Raw genomic sequence first — 20883 nt, forward strand, 5'->3', positions numbered from 1 at the left:
CAGATCTATCCGCGCTCGTTCGCCGATTCCTCCGGCGACGGGATCGGCGATCTCGCCGGCATCCGCGACCGGCTCGGCTATCTGGAACTGCTCGGCGTCGACGCACTGTGGATCTGTCCGGTGATGCGGTCGCCGATGGCCGACGGCGGGTACGACGTGAGCGATCCGCGCGATATCGATCCGCTCTTCGGTGACCTGGCGACGATGGACCGGCTGATCGCCGAGGCCCACGAACGCGGTATCCGGTTGACGATGGATCTGGTGCCCAACCACACCAGCGACCGCCACCCGTGGTTCGCCGCCGCGGTGGCGGCCGCACCCGGCAGTGCCGAGCGAGCCCGCTACATCTTCCGCGACGGTCGCGGGCCCGGCGGTGCGCAACCGCCCAACAACTGGCCCAGCATCTTCGGCGGGCCGGCGTGGACGCGCGTCACCGAGCCCGACGGGACGCCGGGACAGTGGTATCTGCATCTGTTCGCATCGGAACAACCGGATCTGAACTGGGACAATCCAGAGGTGGTCGCCGACTTCGAGCAGACCATGCGGTTCTGGCTCGATCGCGGCGTCGACGGCTTCCGCATCGATGTGGCGCACGGCATGGCCAAACCGCCCGGACTGCCCGATATGGATCCGGCCGTGGTGGCCGCGGTCGGCCTCTCCGCCGACCCGTCGGCGGCCCATACGCCGGACGCCGACGCGAAACTGCTGGTGCACGACGACAGCGATCCGCGCTTCAACAATCCGGGGGTCCACGACATCCACCGTCGGCTGCGCAAGGTGGTCGACGAGTATCCGGACGCGGTGTCGATCGGCGAGGTGTGGGTCGAGGACAACGTCCGCTTCGGCGAGTACGTGCGTCCGGACGAACTGCACCTCGCCTTCAATTTCCGGCTTGCCGAGACGCCGTTCGACGCGGTGAAAATTCGTGCGGCAGCGGAGAATTCGCTGGACTCGGTGGCGCAGGTCGGCGCCGTCCCGACCTGGACGCTGTCCAACCACGACATCGAGCGGGAGGTGACCCGCTACGGCGGCGGCGCGTCCGGCATCGCTCGCGCCCGGGCGATGATCATGGTCGAACTCGCGCTTCCGGGTGCGGTTTTCGTCTACAACGGCGCCGAACTGGGGCTGCCGAATGTCGACGACCTGCCCGAGGACGTGCTTGCCGACCCGGTCTGGGAACGCTCCGGGCACACCGAACGCGGGCGTGACGGCTGCCGGGTGCCGCTCCCATGGGAGGGGGTGCGTCCGCCCTTCGGATTCACCGAGGGCCCCGCCTCCTGGCTGCCCATTCCGCCGGAGTGGGCCGATCGCACCGTGGCGGCGCAACTCGAATCGCCCGCCTCGACGCTGTCGCTGTATCGGACCGCCCTCGGACTGCGCCGCACCCGAGACGAATTCGACGGCGATACCGTCGACTGGCTCGGCGGGCCGCCCGGCTGTCTCGTCTTCCGCCGGCCGGGCGGACTGATCTGTGTGCTCAACGCCTCCGCGGACCCGATCGCACTGCCGCCGGGCACGGTGCTGCTGACGAGCGTGCCGCTGCACGATGGCCTGCTCGCACCGGAGTCCGCGGCCTGGTTGGTGTGACACGACGGCTCGGCGCGGAGCGGCAAACCACGATCGTCTACCGTTGATCCGTGAGCATTCTCGAAACAGTGCTGATCTTTCTCGGCATCCCGCTGGTGATCTACGCGGTGATCGCCGGACTGTCGTTCCTCGGCAAACCGCTGCCCGGCGAGAAGCCGGTCCACTACGACCTCGGGAAGAAGTGGACCGCTGAGCCGGTGCTGTGGAGCGCGACCGATGAGGTGACCGCATTCGGTCACGGTGTCGCTGAGTCGTCGCATGGGCACCATGCGGCCATCGAATCCACCGGGGCAGATCTGATCGGAGGCCGGGCAAGTGGCAACTTCTAATTGGCCTGTGGTGGACCCGTCCACCCTGCCGCACGGGTACGCCATCACCCCCAGCGGCCGGGTATCCGGCGTGCACGAAGCCGGTGACGTGTTCAAGGAAGCGCCGTTCAACGATCATGAGCGGCTGCTGATGGACAACACCCTCACCGAGGCGACCCGCACTACCAAGGTCCGGTTCAACATCTACATCGGCGATCTGGGCGTGGATGCCGCCGCCGGCGCCGACGCGGTGTTTCCGTCGACCCCCGAGGCGGCACGTTCGGTGCTCATCGCCGTCTCGCCCAACGACAAGGCGGTCGAGGTTCGTTCCGGTCGCGATGTCGCCGACCGCGTGAACGACCGGGTCTGCCAGCTGGGCGTCACCGCGGCGCTCGCGTCGCTGCGGCAGGGCCAGCTCATCGACGGAGTCGTCTCCGCCGTCCGCGTGATGGCGTCCGCGATCGGCCGCCCGAGCTGATTCGTTCGCACTGATCGGCACGCTCGCGCCGGTTCGCATCAGGGCCACGCACCCCTTCCCGGAACGACCGGGGAGGGGTGCGGCTGTATGCGGACGACCCGAAATACGCTGTGAGCGTAAGCGAGCGGTCCCGGCCCGCCGGTGGCCGTAGGCTCACCGCATGGCCGAGTATCCGCAACTGCATTCGATCCCCGGCGGACGTGACCTCGAGTCCCCGTCCTCGACCGGTGCGGACACTGCGGCAGAGTCCGCACCGCCGGCCGAAACCGATCCTCGACCGCAGCGAGACGTGCTGCGGTCGGTGCCGTCGCGCCCCGGGCGGCCTCGGGAGTCCCGCACCGCCCGGGAACCGCTGTGGCGTGAGGTACTCGGCGAACGGTTGCGCGAACTGCGCCACGACCACGGCGAGACGTTGACCGAAACGGCGAACCGAGCCGGGATTTCACCGCAGTATCTGTCGGAGATCGAACGCGGTCGCAAGGAACCTTCGAGCGAGATGATCGCCGCGCTCGCCGGTGCGCTCGGCACCACATTGGGCGAACTGACCGCGGAGATCGCCGCCGACCTGCTGCGTGCCACTCGCCTGGCGCCGGTACGCCCGCTGGCCGCCCGCCCACCGGCCGGCCCCACCATGTTCGCCCGCGCCGCCTGAGTCCGCGCCGCGCCGCACTGGGGACCGGCGAGCGCTCACCGCGATCCGGTCAGGTCCGGGCGCCGAGGATGGTGTCGGCCAAACCGTATTCCACCGCTGCCTGCGCGGTGAACACCCGGTCGCGATCGGTGTCGTGTCGTAGCGTCGCGACGTCCTGGCCCGTGTGGCGGGACAGGATCGTCTCGATTTCGGCGCGCATCCGGACGAGTTCGTCGGCCTGGATGATGAGATCGGGGATCGCTCCCTGTCCGCGGGTCGCCGGCTGATGCAGGACGGCGCGCGCATGCGGCAGCATCGCCCGCCGGCCCGCCGCGCCGCCGGCCAGCAGCACCGCGCCGACCGCGATGGCCTGGCCGACACACGTGGTCGCCACCGGAGACGAAATGTGCTGCATGGTGTCGTAGATCGCCAGCATCGCCGACAGATCGCCGCCCTCGCAGTTGATGTAGAGGTTGATCTCCTGGCCGGCGCTCTCGGCATCCAGATGCAGCATCTGCGCGATCAGCGCATTCGCCACCCCGGAATCGATCGGCGTGCCGAGGTAGACGATGCGCTCGGTGAGCAGGTGCGAGTAGACGTCCATGATCCGCTCGCCGCGCGGATGCTGCGCGATGACATTGGGAATGGTGTAGCTGGTCATGTCGTGCCCCCTATGCGTTCCCGGCCGAGATTCCGATGCGCTGGCGTTGCGGGATGACCTGGTCGAAGGAGTCGACGATGTGGTCGATGAAGCCGTACTCCCGGGCCTCGGTCGCGGTGAACCAGCGGTCGTGCAGTGAATCCTCGTAGATGCGGTCGAACGGTTGCCCGGTGTCCTCGGCGATCAGTCCGAGCACGGTGTTCACGGTGTGGCGCAGATCGTCGGCCTGCACCTCCACCTCGCCCGCGCTGCCGCCGATGCCCGCCGACCCCTGATGCATGAGGATGCGGGCGTGCGGCAGTGCGTAGCGGCGGCCGCGAGTTCCGGCCGAGAGCAGGAATTGTCCTGCGCTGCAGGCCAATCCGAGCGCCAGCGTCGACACCCGGCACGGCACCAGTCGCATCACGTCGCGAATCGCGAGCATCGACGGCACCGACCCGCCCGGCGAGTGAATCCACAGTGAGATGTCGGCGTCGGGGTCTTCGGCCGCGAGGGTGAGCATCTGGGTCGTGAGCAGCGTGCCGTTGTCGTCGTCGAGCCCGCCGTCGAGGACGAGGATGCGGCGGCTGAGCAGCTGCTCGCGCGACCGCCAACTGAACAACGGAATCTTGTTGTCGTCGTGAGCCATACGCCCACGGTGCCGCAGCGGACCCGGCACGCGCCCGTCATGCTGCTGTCAGCAGATCTGCCCACAGCAGCGGCAGTCGATGCGCGGCCGAGGCTGCGCATCCCTCAGATCTCGAGCCGAGCCGGCACGCCCCGATTTCGGGCCCGTGGTGGCGACCGCACCACCACGGGCAACCGGACTCAGGCGATGTCGGCGGCGCGGGCGCGCAGCGAGCGTTCGATTCCCGCCTTGCCCTCGATCACCAAGCGGCGCAGGGCCGGCGGATGCTCATCGGCGAGGAATTTGTCGGCCACGGCCACGGCTTCCTCGCTGATGGCCCAGTGCGGGTAGAGGCCGACCACGACGGTCTGCGCGACCTCGCTGGAGCGGCGTTCCCACACCGAGGCGATCTCGTCGAAGTAGCGCTGCACATAGGGCGCGAGCAGTTCGCCCTGGCCGATGGGAGCGAAGCCGCCGACGATGGCGCGGGCGGTGATGTTCGGGACGGAGTCGTCGTCCATCACCGTCCGCCACGCCTTCTCCTTGACCTCGGCCTGCGGCCGGGCGGTGGCGGCCGCGGCCGCTTGGCGCCGGCCCGCGGCGGTGGGATCACGCTCGAGTTCGGCGTCGATGACCGGGGTGTCGGTGCTCTCGGCATCGAGCTGACCGGCCGCCGCGAGCGCCTGCACGATCCGCCAGCGCAGATCGGTGTCCACCGCGAGCCCGGGCAGTTCGACCGCGGCGGGATCGGAGTCCAGCAGCAGCGTGCCCAGCACTTCGCTGTGCCACGGCGACAGGCGCGCGGCGGTGAGGGCGTTGACGAAGGCCAGCTGATGGTCCGAACCCGGTTCGGCCGCACGAGCCAGTTCCAGGAGCCGGTCGGCGAAGGCCGGCCATCCGGTCTGATCGGCCCACTCCGGGTCAGCGTAGCTCGCCAGGGCGGTCTGTGCCTGCATCAGAAGCCGTTGCACCACACCGATTTCGGTTTCGGCGCCGATCCCGCGTTGCACCAGCGCCACGAAATCCCGTGCCCGCATCTCCGCCTGCCGCGTCATCTCCCATGCCGCCGACCAGCACAGCGTGCGCGGCAGGGATTCGGCGATATCGGCGATGCGCGCGACCACGGTGTCGAGCGATTGTGGATCCAGGCGAAGCGAACAGTAGGTCAGGTCGTCGTCGTTCACCAGCACCAGCTGACCGCGCTCGACGCCGACCAGCTCGGCGACCTCGGTGCGCTCGGCGGCGTCGAGATCGAGTTCGACCCGCTTGGTACGCACCAGCTTTCCGTCGCGGTCGTCGTAGACGCCGATGGCGAGGCGATGCACGCGGTGTTCGCCGGCGCCGGGTTCGGCACCGCCCTGCACGACCGCGAATCGGGTGAATTTCCCGTCGGCGTCGACCTCGAAGTCGGGACGCAGCGTGTTGAGGCCGGTGGTCTTGAGCCACTGCGCGCCCCAGCCGGAAAGATCACGCCCGGAGGACTTTTCGAGCGCGCCGACCAGATCGTCGAAGGTGGCGTTGCCGAAGGCGTGTGCGGCGAAGTAGTCCCGCAGCCCGGCCAGGAACGGCTCCAGCCCCACGTAGGCCACCAGCTGCTTGAGTACCGAGGCGCCCTTAGCGTAGGTGATGCCGTCGAAGTTGACCTCCACGGCCGCCAGGTCCGGAATGTCGGCGGCGATGGGATGGGTGGAGGGCAGCTGATCCTGCCGGTACGCCCACGACTTCTCCACATTGGCGAAAGTCGTCCAGGCGCCGGTGTATTCGGTGGCCTCGGCCTGGCACAGCACCGAGGCGAACGTGGCGAACGACTCGTTCAGCCACAGATCGTCCCACCACTTCATGGTGACGAGATCGCCGAACCACATATGCGCCATCTCGTGCAGCACGGTCTCGGCGCGACGCTCGTAGGAGGCCCGGGTGACCTTGGACCGGAACACGTAGTCCTCGAGGAACGTCACCGCGCCGGCGTTCTCCATCGCGCCGGCGTTGAACTCGGGAACGAACAGCTGATCGTATTTCCCGAACACGTAGGGGACACCGAAATTGCGGTGGTAGAACGCGAAGCCCTGCTTGGTTTCGGTGAAAAGCCGTTCCGCGTCCATGAATTCGGCGAGCGAGGCGCGGCAGTAGATGCCGAGCGGGATCGTGGACTGATCGTCGGTGTACACATCGATCCATTTGGCGTACGGCCCGGCGATCAGCGCGACCAGATAGGTGCTCATCCGCGGCGTCGTGGCGAAGGTGTGCTCGACCACCTCGCCGACGGTGCGGGTGGCGGTCGCGGCGCCGTTGGAGATCACCTCCCAGTCGGCGGGCGCGGTGACCGTCATGTCGTAGGTCGCCTTGAGGTCGGGCTGGTCGAAGCAGGCGAACATCCGCTTGGCGTCGGCGGTTTCGAACTGCGAGTACAGATAGACCTTGTCGTCGGTCGGATCGACGAAGCGGTGCAGGCCCTCACCCGTGTGCGAGTACACGCAGTCGGCCTCGACCACCAGGACGTTGTTCTCGGCCAGATCGGTGAGGGTGAGGCCCTCGGACTCGTCGTAGCCGGAAACGTCGAGTTCGGTGCCGTTGAGTACGGCCGAACGCACACCCGCGGCAACGATGTCGATGAAGGTCTGCGCGCCCGGGGCGGCGGTGAACGTGACGGTGGAGCGCGAGAAGAACGTCTCGCCGGCGGTGGCCGCGGGACCGGTCGGTTGCCCGGTGAGGTCGAGTTCGACGCGATAGTTCTCCACACTGATCGTCGCGGCCCGCGCGATGGCTTGGTCGCGGGTGAGGTTCGGTGCAGACAAGGAGACTCCTTCGCTCGGACCGGTCGTGTGAACCACGCTGCGGATGCAGTCGCTGACGGTGCCCAGAATGCCACGTTCGCGACCGCACGGCTGGGCCGACCGTGTATCCGCACCCCGTGCGTGACGAAACGCCGCGCGCCACGCCACCGAGCGTCCGGGCCCGCCGGGGCGCTCGGTAGGCTGGGCGTTCGTGTGCGGCGGACAGCGAAGCGAGGAGGGCCGGTGAAGCACATCCACGCCGGTAAGGTGCGCGATCTCTACGAGGACGGGGAATCGCTGATTCTGGTCGCCTCCGATCGGGTCTCGGTCTACGACGTGGTGCTGCCGACGCCGATTCCGGACAAGGGCGCGCTGCTCACCCAGTTGTCGAACTGGTGGTTCGACTACTTCTCCGATGTGCCCAACCACGTGCTCTCGACCACCGACGTGCCCGACGAATTCGCCGGGCGGGCGGTGCGCGTGCGACCGCTGAAGATGGTTCAGGTGGAGTGCATCGCCCGCGGCTACCTGGTCGGCTCCGGCCTGCAGGAGTACCGCCGCACCGGCGCGGTCTCCGGGGTGGCGCTGCCCGGCGGGCTGCGGGAGGGCGACAAACTTCCCGAGCCGATCTTCACCCCCACCACCAAGGCGTCCGCGGGACACGACGAGCCGATCACCTTCGACGATGTGGTGAATCAGGAGGGTCGCGAGGTCGCCGAGAAACTCCGCGACCTGACCTTGCAGATCTACACCCGCGGCGCCGAGCACGCCGCGGGGCGCGGGGTGATCATCGCCGACACCAAGGTCGAATTCGGCTGGGACGGTGATGTTCTCACTCTCGGTGACGAGGTCCTGACCTCCGATTCGTCGCGGTTCTGGCCGGCCGACGAATGGGAGCCCGGCCGGGCGCAGCGCTCGTTCGACAAACAGTTCGTCCGCGACTGGGCGACCTCCACCGGCTGGGACAAGGAGCCGCCCGGCCCGGAGATTCCCGCCGATGTCGTGGCCGTGACCCGCGAGAAGTACATGGATGCCTACCAGCGCATCACCGGCAACACTTGGTCGTGAGCTCGGTCAGCTTCGCATCCGGAACCGGTTGCGTCGCATCGGGTTCGATGATCGGCGAGCGTCCGCCGGCTACGATGCGCGCAGCTCGGCCGCTCGCAGCATGAGGTAGTCGCGCTCGGGCGTACTCGTGGTCAGGTGAGCCGCTGCCGTATAGGACTCGATCGCCGCCGCGCGGTCACCCGCCATCTCGTGCAGATGTCCCCGTACCGCCTCGAGTCGATGGCTGCCTCGCAGGCGCTCCGCCAGCGCGTTCGCCGATTCCAGTCCGGCGGCGGGCCCGTGCACCATGGCCACCGCCACGGCGCGGTTCAGGCTCACCATCGGATTGTCCGACAGCCGTTCGAAGACGTTGTACAGCAGCAGAATTCGCTCCCAGTCGGTCTCCTCGGCGCTCGGCGCCCGGGTATGCAGTGCGGCGATCGCGGCCTGGACACGATACGGACCGCCCAATCCCGCCTCGACCGCCGTCGTCGCCAGCCGCATTCCCTCCCGGGCACGTTCGCGGTCCCAGCGGGTGCGGTCCTGTTCGGCCAGCGGAATCAATTCACCGCTGGGGCCCAGGCGTGCCGCGCGGCGGGCGTCGGTGAGCAGCATCAGCGCGAGCAGCCCCGTGACCTCCGGATCGTCCGGGAGCAGCCGGTGGACCTTGCGGGCCAGGCGGATAGCCTCCGCCGCGAGATCGGTGCGGTACAACCGGGAGCCGCCGGTCGCGGTATGCCCCTCGGTGAAAATCACGTACAGCACATGCAGGACCGGCCCGAGCCGCGGCCCCCATTCTTCCGGGGCCCCAGCGGACTCGGCGAACGGGCGCGGCAGTGCGGCGAGCCGCTTCTTGGCGCGTGAAATACGCTGGGCCATGGTGGTTTCCGGCAGCAGGAAGGCCCGGGCGATCTCCTCGGTGGTGAGACCGCCCACCGCGCGCAGCGTCACCGCGATCGCACTGGCGGGCGACAATGCCGGGTGGCAGCACAGCAGCAGCAACGTCAATGTGTCATCGGCGGCCGGATCGGTCTCCGCGGGTGGCACGTCCCGCAGGGCGACCGTCGTCTCGCGAGTGCGGCGTGCGATCTCCGCGCGCACCGAGTCGATCAATCGCCGCTGCGCGACCTGGAGCAGCCATGCCCGCGGATTGTCCGGGTAGCCCTTGTCCGGCCACCGGGTGACCGCGGCGAGCATCGCTTCCTGCACCGCGTCCTCGGCCGCATCGAAATCGCCGTATCGGCGCACCAGAATTCCCAGCACGACCGGTGCGACCTCACGCAGGAGCAGCGCGACCTCCTGTGCGGACTCGCCGCGCCGCGCATCGCGTTCCGACGGCTGCCCGACAGGGACGGCCGGTACCTGTGATCCGGGCATGGCTCGGCGGCTCAGGCCTCGGTCGCCGGGGCGTCCATCACCGCGCGCACCTCGATGTATTCACCGATGGGTGTGCCGCCCGGGCCCGGTGCGGCCGATGCCTGCGCGGCGATCTCCAACGCCCGATCGGCGCTGTCCACATCGACGATCCAGTAGCCCGCCAGGAATTCCTTGGTCTCCGGGAACGGACCGTCGGTGACCACCGGCGCGGACCGCCCGTCGGCGCTGACGATGCGGGCCTGATCCGGAAACGCCAGGCCCTGGGCGTCGACCAGCTCGCCCGATTCGCGCAGTGCCGCACCGAGCGCGCGCTGGAATTCGATATGGGCCGCGATGTCCTCGGGCGGCCATTCGCCGATCGGAGTATCGCAGTGCGCGGCGGGGCGGTAGGTCTTGAGCAGCATGTACTTCACGATGATCTCCTCGGCTCGCCGGCGCGCCACCGCGGCGCGCTCACGATCGGGTCGGAGCCGGCCGCGACTCCTCGACCTACCTCGGCTGTGACTGTGGTCACAATGTGGTGCTCGTGTCGGCCAGCGCGTCCGGATTCACCGGGGCGCCGCCGAGGATCAGTTCCTTGATCCGATCGGTGACGTCCCAGACGTTGACGTTCATCCCCGCCAGCACGCGATTGCCCTGGTCCAGCCAGAAGGCGACGAATTCGCGGCTCGCGGTGTCGCCGCGCACCACCACGGACGTGGTCGCGCCCGGCGCGACGAAACCGGTGTACTCCATGCCGAGGTCGTACTGGTCGGTGAAGAAGTACGGCAGCCGATCGTAGGTCGCGGGCCGGTCGAGCATCGTCAGCGCCGCCACGACCGGTTGATTGAGGGCGGTGGCCCAGTGTTCGACCCGCACTCGCTGCCCGAGCACCGGATGCTGCTGGTCGGCGATATCGCCCACCGCGACGATATCGGGATCGCTGCTGGCCAGGCTCTCGTCCACCAGCACGCCGCCCTCGACCGCGAGACCCGCGTCGGCGGCCAGTTCGATATTCGGCCGGGCGCCGACCGCGATCAGCACCGCATCGGCGTCCACGACCGTGTCGTCGTCGAGCCGGACGCCGGTGGCCTTCCCGTCGGCGGTCACGATCTCGGCGGCCTTCACGCCACAGCGCAGGTCGACGCCGTGCGCGCGGTGCAACTCGCCGAAGACCGCGCCCATCTCCTCGCCGAGCGCGCCCTGCAGCGGGACCGCGCCGACCTCCAGGACGGTCACCTCGAGACCTGCGGTGCGCGCGGCCGCGGTGACCTCCAGGCCGATCCAGCCCGCGCCGACGACGACCAGCCGCCGAGCCGAGCCGAACAGTGAGATCAGCGCATCGGACTGCCCGATCGTGCGCAACATGTGCACGCCCTCGGCATCGGCGCCGGGGATCGGCAATCGACGCGAGCGCGAGCCCGTGGCGAGGGCGAGTTTGTCGTAGGGCCGGGTCGAACCGTCCGGCAGCGCAACCGTTTTCGACGAGCGGTCGATGGCCGTCACGGTGGTGCCGAGCAGCAGTTCGACCTCGTGATCGCGATACCACTGCCCGGTGTGCACGGTGAAATCGGCGAGCGATTTCTTGCCGAGCAGATGTTCCTTCGACAGTGGCGGCCGCTCGTAGGGTAGCTGCGCCTCCTCGCCGATCAACGTGATGGCGCCGTCGAAATCGTTGTCGCGCAACGACTCCGCCAGCTTCGCGGCGGCCAGACCGCCACCGACGATGACGAACCTGGAATCTGTGGGCATTGGGGAAAACCTCCGGGCAGCGGGCAACCAGGGTCGCATCCGACCCTACTGTGCGATCCCGCGGCGATCGGGAAATATCGCCAACTTCGCGGCGTTGACCAATGCTGAGGGCGGGTGGCGTGCGGCCTCCCCACTGCTTCTTCGAAGGGACGAAATGTGAGCGATCAGACGACCACCGCCGGTTCCAGGGACCGCGTCGATTTCTGGTTCGATCCGCTGTGCCCGTGGTGCTGGATCACCTCGCGCTGGATTCTGGAGGTCGGGAAGGTCCGCGATATCGACACGCACTTCCACGTCATGAGCCTGGCCGTGCTCAACGAGGGCCGTGAGGACCTCCCCGAGCGCTACGTCGAGATGATGAAATCGGCGTGGGGGCCGGTCCGGGTGGCCATCGCCGCGGCCGAACAGCACGGTGAGAAGGTGCTCTCACCGCTGTACACCGCGATGGGCACCCGCATCCACAATCGCCGGGAGGAGTACGAGCGCGAGAACCAGGCCGACACCCTGGCCGCGGTCGTCGCCGACGCTCTCGCCGAGGTGGGGCTGCCCGCCGAACTGGCCGAGGCCGCCACGAGCACCGACTACGACGAGGCGCTGCGCAAGAGCCACCACGCCGGCATGGACAAGGTCGGGCCGGATGTCGGCACGCCGACCATCCACATCAACAACACCGCGTTCTTCGGCCCGGTGCTGTCGCGGATCCCGCGCGGCGAGGAGGCGGGGAAGGTGTGGGACGGGGCGGTCGCCCTGGCGTCCTACCCGCACTTCTTCGAGCTCAAGCGGACCCGGACCGAGGACCCGCAGTTCGACTAGTGCATCGACGGCACGGGGCGACGCGCGCCCCGTGCCGGGCGCACGGCTACCGCGGCGGCAGCCCCGGAACTTCGCCGTATCCGGGGTAGCTGCCCATCTGGACGGGCGGTCCGGCCGGTGGCATCGGCGGCGGCGGGGCCGCCGGCGGACCGCTCGGCCGCAGGAACATCCGCCCGTGCCGGCTGCGGTCGCGCAGCGCCCACATCCGCCAGGTCAGCACCGGATGCGAGGACATGGCGTTGACCATCCAGACGAAGAACCCCTTGTCCTGTGGCGCGCGGTCGGCCATCTCGTCGAAATCGACCAGCGAGTTCAGGTATTTGCCGCCCGCAAGGGTTTTCATCGCGCCCGGAGCGCCGAGATGACGGTTGCAGAAACCGTGATTGTCGGCGGTGTACTCCTGCGCGCGAATCAGCGAGTTGCCGATGATCGGCAGGAACGGCACGAGGAACATGCCCAGCTGGCGCCAGTACGACACATGGCCGGCCGCGATATGTCCGACCTCGTGGCCGATGATGAAGGCCAGCGCGTCGGGGTCGCGAGCCTGACCGCCGACCTCGAACAGATCGCTGTAGACGACCACGTAGCGTCGGAATCCGTGTCCCGAGGCGAAGGCGTTGATCTGCCCGTTGCCCAGCACCACGTAGGCATCCGGGACGGTCGCCATGCCGAAGCGCGCGGCCGCCTCGACCACCATCCGGTATCCCTCCGGGAACTGGGTGGGCGACATCTTCACGGCATTGAGCCGCTGCATCGAATAATTGGTGCCGCGGCCGAACCACAGCAGCAGCGGCGCGAGGATCAGCAGCAGGACGTAATAGTTCACCGCACCGACGAGCAGGAACAGCAGCGCGATCAGATATCCGCTGACGGTGGCCAGAATCACGACGATCAGCAGCGGGATCTCCCAGCTGTGCCGGGCCGGCATACCCCACGGGGACAGTCCCCGCGTCGGTTGGTACGGAGGGATGTGCGGCGGCGAAAACGCTTGCTGCGGACCCCATCCCGGCGGTCCCAGCCGAGGATCCCACCCCGCCATACCGGTCACCGGATTCCACCCCGGTCCGCGCCCCTGCTGTGGTGACTGATCGGCCCACTGATCTTCGGACTGCATGGGCTGAACTCTATAGAGGATCGGGAAACGACCCCATGTGGAGCGAAACCACCCACCTGACAGAATCTCAGCCATGCGCGTATACCTGGGTGCCGACCATGCCGGCTTCGAATTGAAGAACCAAGTGAAGGATCATCTGACGCAGGCCGGTCACGACGTGGTCGACTGCGGAGCCCACGAGTACGACGCCGTCGACGACTACCCGGCCTTCTGCATCGACGCCGCCCGTCGCGTCGTCGCCGACCCGGGCAGCCTCGGCATCGTGTTCGGTGGCAGCGGTAACGGCGAGCAGATCGCCGCGAACAAGGTTCCGGGCGCGCGTTGTGCGCTGGCCTGGAGCGTGGAGACCGCGAAACTGGCTCGTGAGCACAACAATGCGCAGCTCATGGGCATCGGCGGCCGGATGCACAGCACCGAGGAGGCCTTCGCGATCATCGATGCGTTCCTGGCGACGCCGTGGTCGGACGAGGCGCGGCATCAGCGGCGCATCGACATCATCGCCGAATACGAGAAGACCGGTCAGCCGCCGGCGGTGCAGAGCTAGCAGGTACCGAACCGGGCCGGGCGGCGCCGTCCGGCCCGTCCGGCCGCGGGCCGGTGGGAGTGGAACGGAATTCGGTCGATGCCTGAGGGGCATACGCTGCATCGCCTGGCGAAGTTGCATCAGCAGCGTTTCGCGGGCGGTGTCGTGCGGGTATCCAGTCCGCAGGGGCGCTTCGCCGACGGTGCCGCCCTGGTCGACGGAGCCACGCTGACCAAGGCCGAGGCGTGGGGTAAACACCTTCTGCACCATTACGATTCGGGCCTGGTGGTCCATGTGCACCTCGGTCTCTACGGCACCTTCACCGAATCGCCCGCGCCCCTGAGCGACCCGGTCGGCCAGGTGCGGATGCGGATGATCGGCGCCGGGAAGTCGGCGACCACGCTGTACGGGACCGATCTGCGCGGGCCGACCGCGTGCGAGGTCCTGCACGGACCGGAAGTCGACGTCCTCACCGCCCGGCTCGGGCCGGATCCGCTGCGGCGCGATGCCGATCCCGATCGGGCGGCGCAGCGGATCCGCCGCTCGAACCGGTCGATCGCGGCGCTGCTGATGGATCAGTCGATGGTGGCGGGCGTGGGCAATGTCTACCGCGCGGAAGTGCTCTTCCGGCACGGCATGTCACCGCAACGCCCCGGCCGCGCGATCACGGCCGGGGAGTGGGAGGCGCTGTGGGCGGACCTGGTCGCGCTGATGAAGGTCGGCGTGCGCCGGGGCGCCATCGTGGTGGTGCGCCCCGAACACGACCGCGGCGCGCCGTCCTATGCGGTCGGCAAACCCCGCACCTACGTCTATCGGCGTGCCGGAGAGCCCTGCCGGATCTGTGGAACCACCGTCGCCCATGCCGTGCTCGAGGGGCGAAACCTGTTCTGGTGCCCCACCTGTCAGCCGGACTGAGCAGCCGGTATCGCTGGGGCGCGGCGCCGGAGCAGACGCGTGAGCGCGAGTCCGAGCAGCGCGACGGCGACGAGGACGTAGGTATTGCCCAGCAGGTGCTGCCACCAATTCCAGTCGAGCTCCCGGTCCCCGCCGCCCGGCACCAGCACCTGTCCGATCAGGAACGGGGCGGTGACGGCGGCGATCGCGCCGGCCACCGCCACCGCGGATCTGCTCGCGGACCACAGGGCGGCGGTCACCAGTGCGGGCGCCACCCAGACCCAGTGATGGGTCCACGAGACCGGCGAAACCAGTAGCAGCACTGCGGCATTCAGCAGCAGGGCCGCGACCGAGAATTTCGTGATCGCGGGGGCATTCCCGGATGCGAGCGGGCCGGTGTCGGCGGTGCGCTCGGCGCGCAGGAGCAGGTGCATCGCGACCGCGCCGGCGGCGACGACGGCGAGCCCGAGTCCGAGCCAAACCGCCACGGCCGCGGATTCGGGCAGGCCGAGTCGATAGATCATGCCCTTGAGGGACTGGTTACCGGCGTAGTAGGGCGCGCCGATGCGCCCGGTTTCGACGATCGCGTGCAGCCAGTACTGCGTGGACGTCCGCGGGAACAGCACGAATCCGGCGAGCACCACTCCCGCGGCGGTCGCCACCGCCGTTCCCGCCGCCTTCCAGTCCCGGCGGATCAGCAGATACAGCACGAAGGCCGCCGGAGTCAGTTTCGTGACGGCCGCGATGCCGATCAGCACTCCTCGGGGCCAGCGGGGTTTCACGGTCAGGCAGTCCAGCGCCACCGCGGCCATCAGGATGATGTTGATCTGCCCGAACCACAGCGTCGTGTGCACCGGTTCGAGCGCCGCCATCGCGATGACGACGGGAGTGGTCAGGGTTGCTTTCGACCGGGGGCTGAGATCGGGCCGGATCCGGGAGAGCACGAGCCAGACGGTCACCGACAGACAGGCCAGCGAACTGGCCGTCACCGCGATCTCCGCCAGCCAGAGCGGCATCACGGCCAGTGGCGCCATCAGTACCGCCGCCGACGGGGGATAGGTGAACGGCAGGTCGGTATGGCCGGCCACCGGGAGCGGCGGACCGTACAGTGCGCCGCGGTGCAACCAGGCCAGGGTGTCGACCCGATAGACCTGCAGATCGAGGAAACCGTGCAGCGCCGAGATGAGCAGGGCGGCCGACACCGAGAGCAGAATTCCGATCACGATCGGAATGCGGGGGAAATATCTCGTGTCGTCCGAATGCTGGTGGCGGAGCAGCTGGCGCCGCTCCGTCCGCACCGTGATCATGAAGCTGAGACCGACCTTTCGATGTTCGCCGTTCGGCGCTCGGGCGCGGCGAACCACGTCGTGTAGAAGAGGGAGATCACGGCGGCCAGCGCGGCCAGGACGGCGAGTCCGGACGGCAGCGGGTGGGCGGCCATGATCTCCGCGAGGAAACGATAGGACAGCAGCAGCCCCGCGAAAACCCCGGCGCCGAGCGTCACCATCCGGATCCGGTGGCCGTCCCAGCCGCGTTCGGGTTCGCGCAGTGCGGATTCCACGGTCAGGCACAGGACCGCCCCCGCCACGAGATCGCAGCCGTAGTGGTAGCCGAAGCCCAGCGTCGCCAGCAGCGTGCACACCAGCCACACCGCCCCGCCCCAGCGCAGCCACCGCGGCCCGGAGCGGGAATGAACGAACAGCGCTGTGGCCCAAGCGGTGTGCATCGACGGCATGCAGTTGCGAGCGGTGGCGGAATCGAAGAGCATCGGCGCCGGGGTGCCGGATATCGTCGGCACCGTATGCGGCCAGTCGCCGATCTGCAGGCCGTGGCCCAGTGGACCGTAGGCGAAGACCGGGCCGACCACGGGAAACAGTACGTAGACGAGCGGCCCGACGATGCCCAGTGCCAGGAATGTGAGCAGCAGGTTGTGCCGCGGCCACGGCCTCGTCGTCACGTGGCGCAGCTGCCAGACCGCGACCACCACGGCCGCCGCCGGCAATTGGATGTACACCGCGTGCAATACATTCGACGGAATCGGGCCCGCGGCGTCGAGCAGGCTGCCCACCGCCCACGCCGGATCTCCCAGTGCCCGATCGGCATACTGCACGTACTGATCCAGTACGCGGGGACCGGCGGAAATGCTCACCAGCAGCCAGGTATCGGCGAGCTTCGAGGCCATGATCAGCAACACGCCGAAGGCGATGGCGCGCAGGGCGATCCGCCGTGGCCGGCCATGCCACCGGGCGACGGTCAGTGCCAGCGCGGTCAAGACGAGCGTGGGTCCGGTTCCGATGGAAAGGTGCCAGCCGCACAGCGCCTGCACGCCGAGTACAAGCAGGTCCAGCACCGCCGCCGAGGCGAGGCTGACGACCCGGATGCGCGCGGGCACACCGACACAGGCCAGGCCCAGCCCCGCCCAGGAGACGAACGCCGACTGCGGATCGGCCGCGTAATCGGCGAGGAGACTACGAAAGGGCCCGAGGGCGCCGTGGTCGGATGCCCACACCTGGGCGATGGTGAGCAGGGCCACAGCGGCGGCGAATGCGGCAGCGGCCCGTAGTCGGGGCTTTTTCCCACCCCCGGATAACGACGACGAGGGAACTACCCTCGCCTCGTGGTCGATCAACACTGAAGATCGATAACACAACGTAAACGGAGGCGCAAGTTCCGGTTACCGGAAAGCTAAAAACCTCCGTCGAATCCGCCGAAGTCGCCCCCGTCGAAGCCACCCCCGCCGTCGAAGAAGCCGCCCCCATCGAAGCCGCCGCCGTCGTACCCGCCGCCCTGGTCGTAGCCGCCGCCGTCGTATCCGGCGGTGTCGTATCCGCCCTGGTCACCGCCGTCGAAGCCTTGCCCGGGATCCTGACCGGCGTCCTGCCCCGCGTCGAATCCGGCGTCATACCCTTCGCCGTAACCGTTTTCGAAGCCGGCCGCGCCGTAACCGACGCCGTGCATGCCGCCGAACAGCGCGTCGAACAGCAGCACCGAGCCCACGCCCCAGGCACCGGCCACCAGTGCGGTCTTCCACCACGGCTCGGAGTACCAGCCGGCCGGCACCGGACGACCGGCGACCCGGCCGCCCGGGTAGTAGTTCGGAGTTTGCGGGGAGGGTGTGGGCGATGCCTCGATGCGGCGGCCGTCGAAGTCGACGGTGCGGTCCTCGGTGACGCGTCCGGCGGACCGCTGCCCGTCCAGTTCGGGGACCGGTGGGCCGGGGTCGAGATTCATCGCGGTCCGCGCCGCGCGCACGTAGTACAGGCCCTCGATCGCGGTTTCCTTGGCCAGCCGCGCCTGGGTGACGGTGGTGGCCTGATCGATCTGCGAGCCGGCGGCGTTGAGCCGTTCACCCGCATCCGCGAGCGCCTGCTTGGAGGCCTGATCGGTCCCCGTGAGGTTGTAGACCTGGCCGCCGAGGCGTTCGGTCAACCGGCGGGCGTCGGCCTTCGCGTCGGCGAGTTGGTTGTTCTCCCGGGTGCGTTGGTTCGAACGCCCCGCGACCGCCATCGCGACGAACGCGATCAGCACGACGACCAGAAGAATCAGCAGGAGCCACACATCGACCAGGGTACGCGTAGACGGTTTGCCCGAGGCTTGCTCTCAGCCTGCGACGGCTGCGTCGTAGTCGAGTCGGGCGGCGCCGTAACCGCCCGGCTCGCCGTCGGAATCGCTCAGTTCGGACAGTGCGAACTGCCGCTTGCCGGCCGTCTTGGCCGAGTACATCGCCCGGTCCGCGCTGCGCAGCAGATCGGAGAAGTCGCACGGACGTCCGGGCGGGGAGAACGCCGTGCCGACGCTCGCGGACACCGGCACCGGCCCGGCATCGGTCGGCACCGGATCGTGCAGGGCGGTCAGCACGCGCATCGCCACCTCGGCGAGCGTATTGCGGCGGGCGGGCAGGGCGATGACGAATTCGTCGCCGCCGTAGCGGCATACGACCGTTTCGTCCGGGCAGGCCGCCCGCAGCCGCCGCGAGATCTCCACCAGCACCTCGTCGCCGACGGAATGGCCGTAGCCGTCGTTGATCTGCTTGAAATCGTCCAGATCGATCAGCAGCAAGCCGACACCGCGGGTGTGGTCGGTGGCCATCAGCCGCACCCGCTCCTGCAGCAGGGAGCGGTTGGCGAGGTCGGTGAGCGCGTCGTGCGTCGCCTCGTGCCGCAGCCGGTCCTGCAGCGCGGCGATCTCCTGCACTCGCACCGAAACCGCCGCCGTCAGATTCCGCTCCTGCTGGGCCAGGGCGCGCTGCTGCAGGGCCTCGGCATAGCTGTCGATGGCATGGCTGGCCACGAACGGCCACCGGGTCGCCACCAGGGAGCCGGAATCACCCGGCGCGAAGCCCAGCAGCGCTCTGGTGGCAGGAGCGAGCATGCGGGTGCGGTCGAGGGGCGCCTCGGCCAGCCGTCGCCCGATCGCGCGGGCGGCGGATACCGGAAACGGTTCGGACTGTGCAAGATTCAACAATTCGTCGACGATGGCCGCGAACACCTGCTCGAGGTGTTCCGGACCGACTGTCAGCCCGCTGCCGGGATAGACGGCACGAACCCAGTCCCGTGTCGTCGCCGCCACGATGGCGGCGGTCTGCGTGTCGAGTTCGGCAGGCATCGCCGATCACCTCGCGCAGACGTCGTCGACGCCGGCGCTCCGGCCGGTCACGCCCTCCGGAACGCGCTCACTGCTTCGCGGTCGAGTACACCTTCGGCGCACGCTCACCGCCCCCTTTCCAGATACCCCCGTCCGGCAAAAAGGATCCTAGCAAGCCACTCGGCACCGAAAAACGCTGTTTTACAACCTGTTCCGATACGTCGCGAATGGCGATCGGCAGTGTGATCGACGCCGGGCCTGCGGCGTTACACCTTGCCCCAGCGTGTCGCGCCCGGTGTGTTGGCGCCGACGTTCACCCGCGGGTGGGCGCGTCTTCGCGAATCGTTCTTATCGCAGGCCAGAGGGCTCGACATCGCACCGGATCGAGCGGCGGCGGCGAGTCGCTGGTGACGAGTATCACAGCGAGCTGGCGAGGTTCGGTCGTGGAGTGAACGTTCGATGCTCCGCCTGCGTGTGGGGGTCGCTGCGGCACCGGGTTGTGCCCAGGTGTGGGAACAGGCGGCGGCGGATGGGTGCGCCCGACCGCCGGTGGCGACCTTGCCTTCGGCGGTGACGGCGGTCGTGCCGTAAACCGCTCGGAAGGCGTCACCTCGACCGACCGACGCGGTTGCTGTGCAGTCGCTGTGGGCCGGCTGCGGAGGGAGCCGGGAGCGCCGGTGCGCAGTCCGGCGGACGCGCCGTGCGAAAACCGGGTGCGCGATTGGCATTCCGGAAGTGAAGTTCGGTACAGTCCTACACGCAGACGACATCGTGGCGATCCCATTGGTGTCGTATGCCTGCGGGTGTAGTTCAATGGTAGAACCTCAGCCTTCCAAGCTGATGGTGCGGGTTCGATTCCCGTCACCCGCTCCGATGAGGGGATTGTCGGCAATCCCCGGCCGCCGGATCCCGTCCATCGGGAGGCGCCAGCGGAGCCGCTGGACGGAAACGGGATGTAGCGCAGCTTGGTAGCGCATCCGCTTTGGGAGCGGAGGGTCGCAGGTTCAAATCCTGTCATCCCGACCACGGACGACCGGGAATTTTCGCCCGGTCGTGGGCGCTGGAATTGTGAGGCCGCGTTCTGCGGCCGACCGGACGATCGCAACCGTACCCGGACCCCGACAAGACGGTATTTCCGAAGGGAATGCCGGCTATGGCCTGGATCGTATTGGTGCTGTCCGGAGTCTTCGAGGCCGTCTGGGCCACCGCGCTGGGGAAATCACACGGCTTCACCCGCATCGTGCCGTCGGTCGTCTTCGCGGCTGCGCTGGTGGCCTCGATGTCGGGTCTCGCCTATGCGATGCGCACTCTGCCCGTGGGCACCTCCTACGCGGTGTGGGTAGGCATCGGGGCCGCGCTCACCGTGCTGTACGCGATGGTCACCGGGACCGAACAAGCGTCGCTGGTGAAGATCGCTCTGCTGCTGTTGATCGTTGCGAGCGTCGTGGGATTGAAACTGACCGGATAGCCGGTCGAGGATCACCGAACCCGCCGGCGGCGTCCCGGCCGCGACGTTCACCCGGATGGGTGAGCGCTCGCCTGCCGGGACCGCCGGTCGGTGGAAGTTACTTATCGATTGCCGCGCGCCGGCCGCGGCGATCCGGCCGAACGAGCATGCGCCTGAACATGTTTCGTTCCGCCGGTCGAGCGGGCGGACGAGCCGCGCTCGGTCCGGCCGGGGGCCGCCGCCGTGCGTTCGCGCGCGGGTTTGCCACCTGTGCGGGCGGGCACGTCGGCGGTGCCCCGGTGTCCGC

21 protein-coding genes, 2 tRNA genes and 1 riboswitch are annotated in these 20883 nt (G+C 68.7%); of the genes, 11 read left to right on the forward strand and 12 right to left on the reverse strand.

Going from position 1 to position 20883, the window contains the following annotated elements:
- Positions 1-3: 3 nt before the first annotated feature.
- The 4 genes from NN2_RS28530 to NN2_RS28545 all read left to right on the forward strand — a co-directional run bounded on the left by NN2_RS28530 (position 4) and on the right by NN2_RS28545 (position 3025).
- Complete coding sequence (locus tag NN2_RS28530) at positions 4-1587, forward strand: glycoside hydrolase family 13 protein (RefSeq protein ID WP_063017534.1); 1584 nt, start codon at positions 4-6, stop codon at positions 1585-1587.
- A 50-nt stretch (positions 1588-1637) separates the two neighbouring features.
- On the forward strand, positions 1638-1916 hold the full coding sequence (gene ctaJ, locus NN2_RS28535; RefSeq protein ID WP_030512693.1) for an aa3-type cytochrome oxidase subunit CtaJ: 279 nt from the start codon (positions 1638-1640) through the stop codon (positions 1914-1916).
- A 10-nt stretch (positions 1917-1926) separates the two neighbouring features.
- A complete protein-coding gene (locus tag NN2_RS28540) occupies positions 1927-2373 on the forward strand; it encodes a DUF5130 domain-containing protein (RefSeq protein WP_104364151.1) in 447 nt (148 codons plus the stop codon).
- Positions 2374-2533: 160 nt separating this feature from the next.
- Complete coding sequence (locus NN2_RS28545; protein WP_082857344.1) at positions 2534-3025, forward strand: helix-turn-helix domain-containing protein; 492 nt, start codon at positions 2534-2536, stop codon at positions 3023-3025.
- 49 nt (positions 3026-3074) lie between these two features.
- On the opposite strand, the gene NN2_RS28550 is transcribed toward NN2_RS28545, so the two are convergent.
- The 3 genes from NN2_RS28550 to pepN form a co-directional block, all read right to left on the reverse strand.
- Positions 3075-3665 carry a ClpP family protease gene (locus NN2_RS28550; RefSeq protein ID WP_039777002.1) on the reverse strand — a complete coding sequence of 197 codons (591 nt, stop codon included), beginning with the start codon at positions 3663-3665 and terminating at the stop codon, positions 3075-3077.
- Positions 3666-3675: 10 nt separating this feature from the next.
- Positions 3676-4293, reverse strand: a complete 618-nt coding sequence (locus NN2_RS28555; RefSeq protein WP_063017515.1) for a ClpP family protease — start codon at positions 4291-4293, stop codon at positions 3676-3678.
- A 179-nt stretch (positions 4294-4472) separates the two neighbouring features.
- Positions 4473-7067 (reverse strand): aminopeptidase N, encoded by a 2595-nt coding sequence (gene pepN, locus NN2_RS28560; protein WP_063017538.1) that lies wholly within the window; start codon positions 7065-7067, stop codon positions 4473-4475.
- A 222-nt stretch (positions 7068-7289) separates the two neighbouring features.
- Here pepN and NN2_RS28565 point away from each other — a divergent pair, with 222 nt between their 5' ends.
- Entirely contained in the window at positions 7290-8114 is an 825-nt protein-coding gene (locus NN2_RS28565) for a phosphoribosylaminoimidazolesuccinocarboxamide synthase (RefSeq protein WP_030512699.1), read from the forward strand.
- A gap of 69 nt (positions 8115-8183) precedes the next feature.
- Here the strand turns inward: NN2_RS28565 and NN2_RS28570 are convergent, their stop codons facing one another.
- From NN2_RS28570 to NN2_RS28580, 3 genes are all read right to left on the reverse strand, one after another.
- A complete protein-coding gene (locus NN2_RS28570; RefSeq protein ID WP_082857345.1) occupies positions 8184-9470 on the reverse strand; it encodes an RNA polymerase sigma factor in 1287 nt (428 codons plus the stop codon).
- Positions 9471-9481: 11 nt separating this feature from the next.
- The gene (locus tag NN2_RS28575; protein ID WP_030512701.1) at positions 9482-9883 is read right to left on the reverse strand and encodes a YciI family protein; all 402 of its coding nucleotides are present in this window, start codon (positions 9881-9883) and stop codon (positions 9482-9484) included.
- A gap of 97 nt (positions 9884-9980) precedes the next feature.
- Entirely contained in the window at positions 9981-11201 is a 1221-nt protein-coding gene (locus NN2_RS28580; protein WP_063017517.1) for an NAD(P)/FAD-dependent oxidoreductase, read from the reverse strand.
- A 156-nt stretch (positions 11202-11357) separates the two neighbouring features.
- On the opposite strand from NN2_RS28580, the gene NN2_RS28585 reads away from it, so the two are divergent.
- The gene (locus tag NN2_RS28585) at positions 11358-12014 is read left to right on the forward strand and encodes a mycothiol-dependent nitroreductase Rv2466c family protein (protein ID WP_030512703.1); all 657 of its coding nucleotides are present in this window, start codon (positions 11358-11360) and stop codon (positions 12012-12014) included.
- A 46-nt stretch (positions 12015-12060) separates the two neighbouring features.
- Here NN2_RS28585 and NN2_RS28590 read toward each other — a convergent pair whose 3' ends face one another.
- Positions 12061-13128 carry a M48 family metallopeptidase gene (locus NN2_RS28590; RefSeq protein WP_063017519.1) on the reverse strand — a complete coding sequence of 356 codons (1068 nt, stop codon included), beginning with the start codon at positions 13126-13128 and terminating at the stop codon, positions 12061-12063.
- A 73-nt stretch (positions 13129-13201) separates the two neighbouring features.
- On the opposite strand from NN2_RS28590, the gene NN2_RS28595 reads away from it, so the two are divergent.
- Positions 13202-13672 (forward strand): ribose-5-phosphate isomerase, encoded by a 471-nt coding sequence (locus NN2_RS28595; RefSeq protein ID WP_062962784.1) that lies wholly within the window; start codon positions 13202-13204, stop codon positions 13670-13672.
- Positions 13673-13750: 78 nt separating this feature from the next.
- The gene (locus tag NN2_RS28600) at positions 13751-14566 is read left to right on the forward strand and encodes an Fpg/Nei family DNA glycosylase (RefSeq protein WP_063017522.1); all 816 of its coding nucleotides are present in this window, start codon (positions 13751-13753) and stop codon (positions 14564-14566) included.
- Here NN2_RS28600 and NN2_RS28605 read toward each other — a convergent pair.
- From NN2_RS28605 to NN2_RS28620, 4 genes are all read right to left on the reverse strand, one after another.
- Positions 14554-15852: a glycosyltransferase family 87 protein gene (locus NN2_RS28605; RefSeq protein WP_082857346.1), complete on the reverse strand. Its 1299-nt coding sequence runs from the start codon at positions 15850-15852 to the stop codon at positions 14554-14556. The two genes, NN2_RS28600 and NN2_RS28605, sit on opposite strands and share 13 nt — an antisense overlap.
- Positions 15849-17177, reverse strand: coding sequence for a phosphatase PAP2 family protein (locus NN2_RS28610; RefSeq protein ID WP_063017523.1), 1329 nt, complete (start codon positions 17175-17177; stop codon positions 15849-15851). Before NN2_RS28610 ends, NN2_RS28605 begins: the two co-directional genes overlap by 4 nt.
- A gap of 53 nt (positions 17178-17230) precedes the next feature.
- Entirely contained in the window at positions 17231-18052 is an 822-nt protein-coding gene (locus NN2_RS28615; protein WP_063017544.1) for a hypothetical protein, read from the reverse strand.
- Positions 18053-18145: 93 nt separating this feature from the next.
- Positions 18146-19150 (reverse strand): GGDEF domain-containing protein, encoded by a 1005-nt coding sequence (locus NN2_RS28620; RefSeq protein WP_063017525.1) that lies wholly within the window; start codon positions 19148-19150, stop codon positions 18146-18148.
- Positions 19151-19928: 778 nt separating this feature from the next.
- On the opposite strand from NN2_RS28620, the gene NN2_RS28625 reads away from it, so the two are divergent.
- The 3 genes from NN2_RS28625 to NN2_RS28635 all read left to right on the forward strand — a co-directional run bounded on the left by NN2_RS28625 (position 19929) and on the right by NN2_RS28635 (position 20597).
- Positions 19929-19999, forward strand: a tRNA-Gly gene (locus tag NN2_RS28625).
- 79 nt (positions 20000-20078) lie between these two features.
- Positions 20079-20155, forward strand: a tRNA-Pro gene (locus tag NN2_RS28630).
- Between the two features lie 42 nt (positions 20156-20197).
- Positions 20198-20265: riboswitch (guanidine-III (ykkC-III) riboswitch) on the forward strand.
- 17 nt (positions 20266-20282) lie between these two features.
- Entirely contained in the window at positions 20283-20597 is a 315-nt protein-coding gene (locus NN2_RS28635; RefSeq protein WP_063017527.1) for a DMT family transporter, read from the forward strand.
- A gap of 101 nt (positions 20598-20698) precedes the next feature.
- On the opposite strand, the gene NN2_RS38260 is transcribed toward NN2_RS28635, so the two are convergent.
- Positions 20699-20883: hypothetical protein (locus NN2_RS38260; RefSeq protein ID WP_218022067.1), on the reverse strand; the 185-nt coding region annotated here is incomplete at its 5' end.

Source organism: Nocardia nova NBRC 15556, from assembly GCF_001613005.1.
GTDB lineage: Bacteria > Actinomycetota > Actinomycetes > Mycobacteriales > Mycobacteriaceae > Nocardia > Nocardia nova.

Coding starts and splice junctions, on each gene's coding strand:
- NN2_RS28545 (WP_082857344.1), top strand. CDS start 2,534: ATGGCCGAGTATCCGCAACTGCATTCGATCCCCGGCGGACGTGACCTC.
- NN2_RS28550 (WP_039777002.1), bottom strand. CDS start 3,665: ATGACCAGCTACACCATTCCCAATGTCATCGCGCAGCATCCGCGCGGC.
- NN2_RS28555 (WP_063017515.1), bottom strand. CDS start 4,293: ATGGCTCACGACGACAACAAGATTCCGTTGTTCAGTTGGCGGTCGCGC.
- NN2_RS28570 (WP_082857345.1), bottom strand. CDS start 9,470: ATGCCCGGATCACAGGTACCGGCCGTCCCTGTCGGGCAGCCGTCGGAA.
- NN2_RS28580 (WP_063017517.1), bottom strand. CDS start 11,201: ATGCCCACAGATTCCAGGTTCGTCATCGTCGGTGGCGGTCTGGCCGCC.
- NN2_RS28590 (WP_063017519.1), bottom strand. CDS start 13,128: ATGCAGTCCGAAGATCAGTGGGCCGATCAGTCACCACAGCAGGGGCGC.
- NN2_RS28595 (WP_062962784.1), top strand. CDS start 13,202: ATGCGCGTATACCTGGGTGCCGACCATGCCGGCTTCGAATTGAAGAAC.
- NN2_RS28600 (WP_063017522.1), top strand. CDS start 13,751: ATGCCTGAGGGGCATACGCTGCATCGCCTGGCGAAGTTGCATCAGCAG.
- NN2_RS28605 (WP_082857346.1), bottom strand. CDS start 15,852: ATGATCACGGTGCGGACGGAGCGGCGCCAGCTGCTCCGCCACCAGCAT.
- NN2_RS28615 (WP_063017544.1), bottom strand. CDS start 18,052: ATGGCGGTCGCGGGGCGTTCGAACCAACGCACCCGGGAGAACAACCAA.
- NN2_RS28620 (WP_063017525.1), bottom strand. CDS start 19,150: ATGCCTGCCGAACTCGACACGCAGACCGCCGCCATCGTGGCGGCGACG.
- NN2_RS28635 (WP_063017527.1), top strand. CDS start 20,283: ATGGCCTGGATCGTATTGGTGCTGTCCGGAGTCTTCGAGGCCGTCTGG.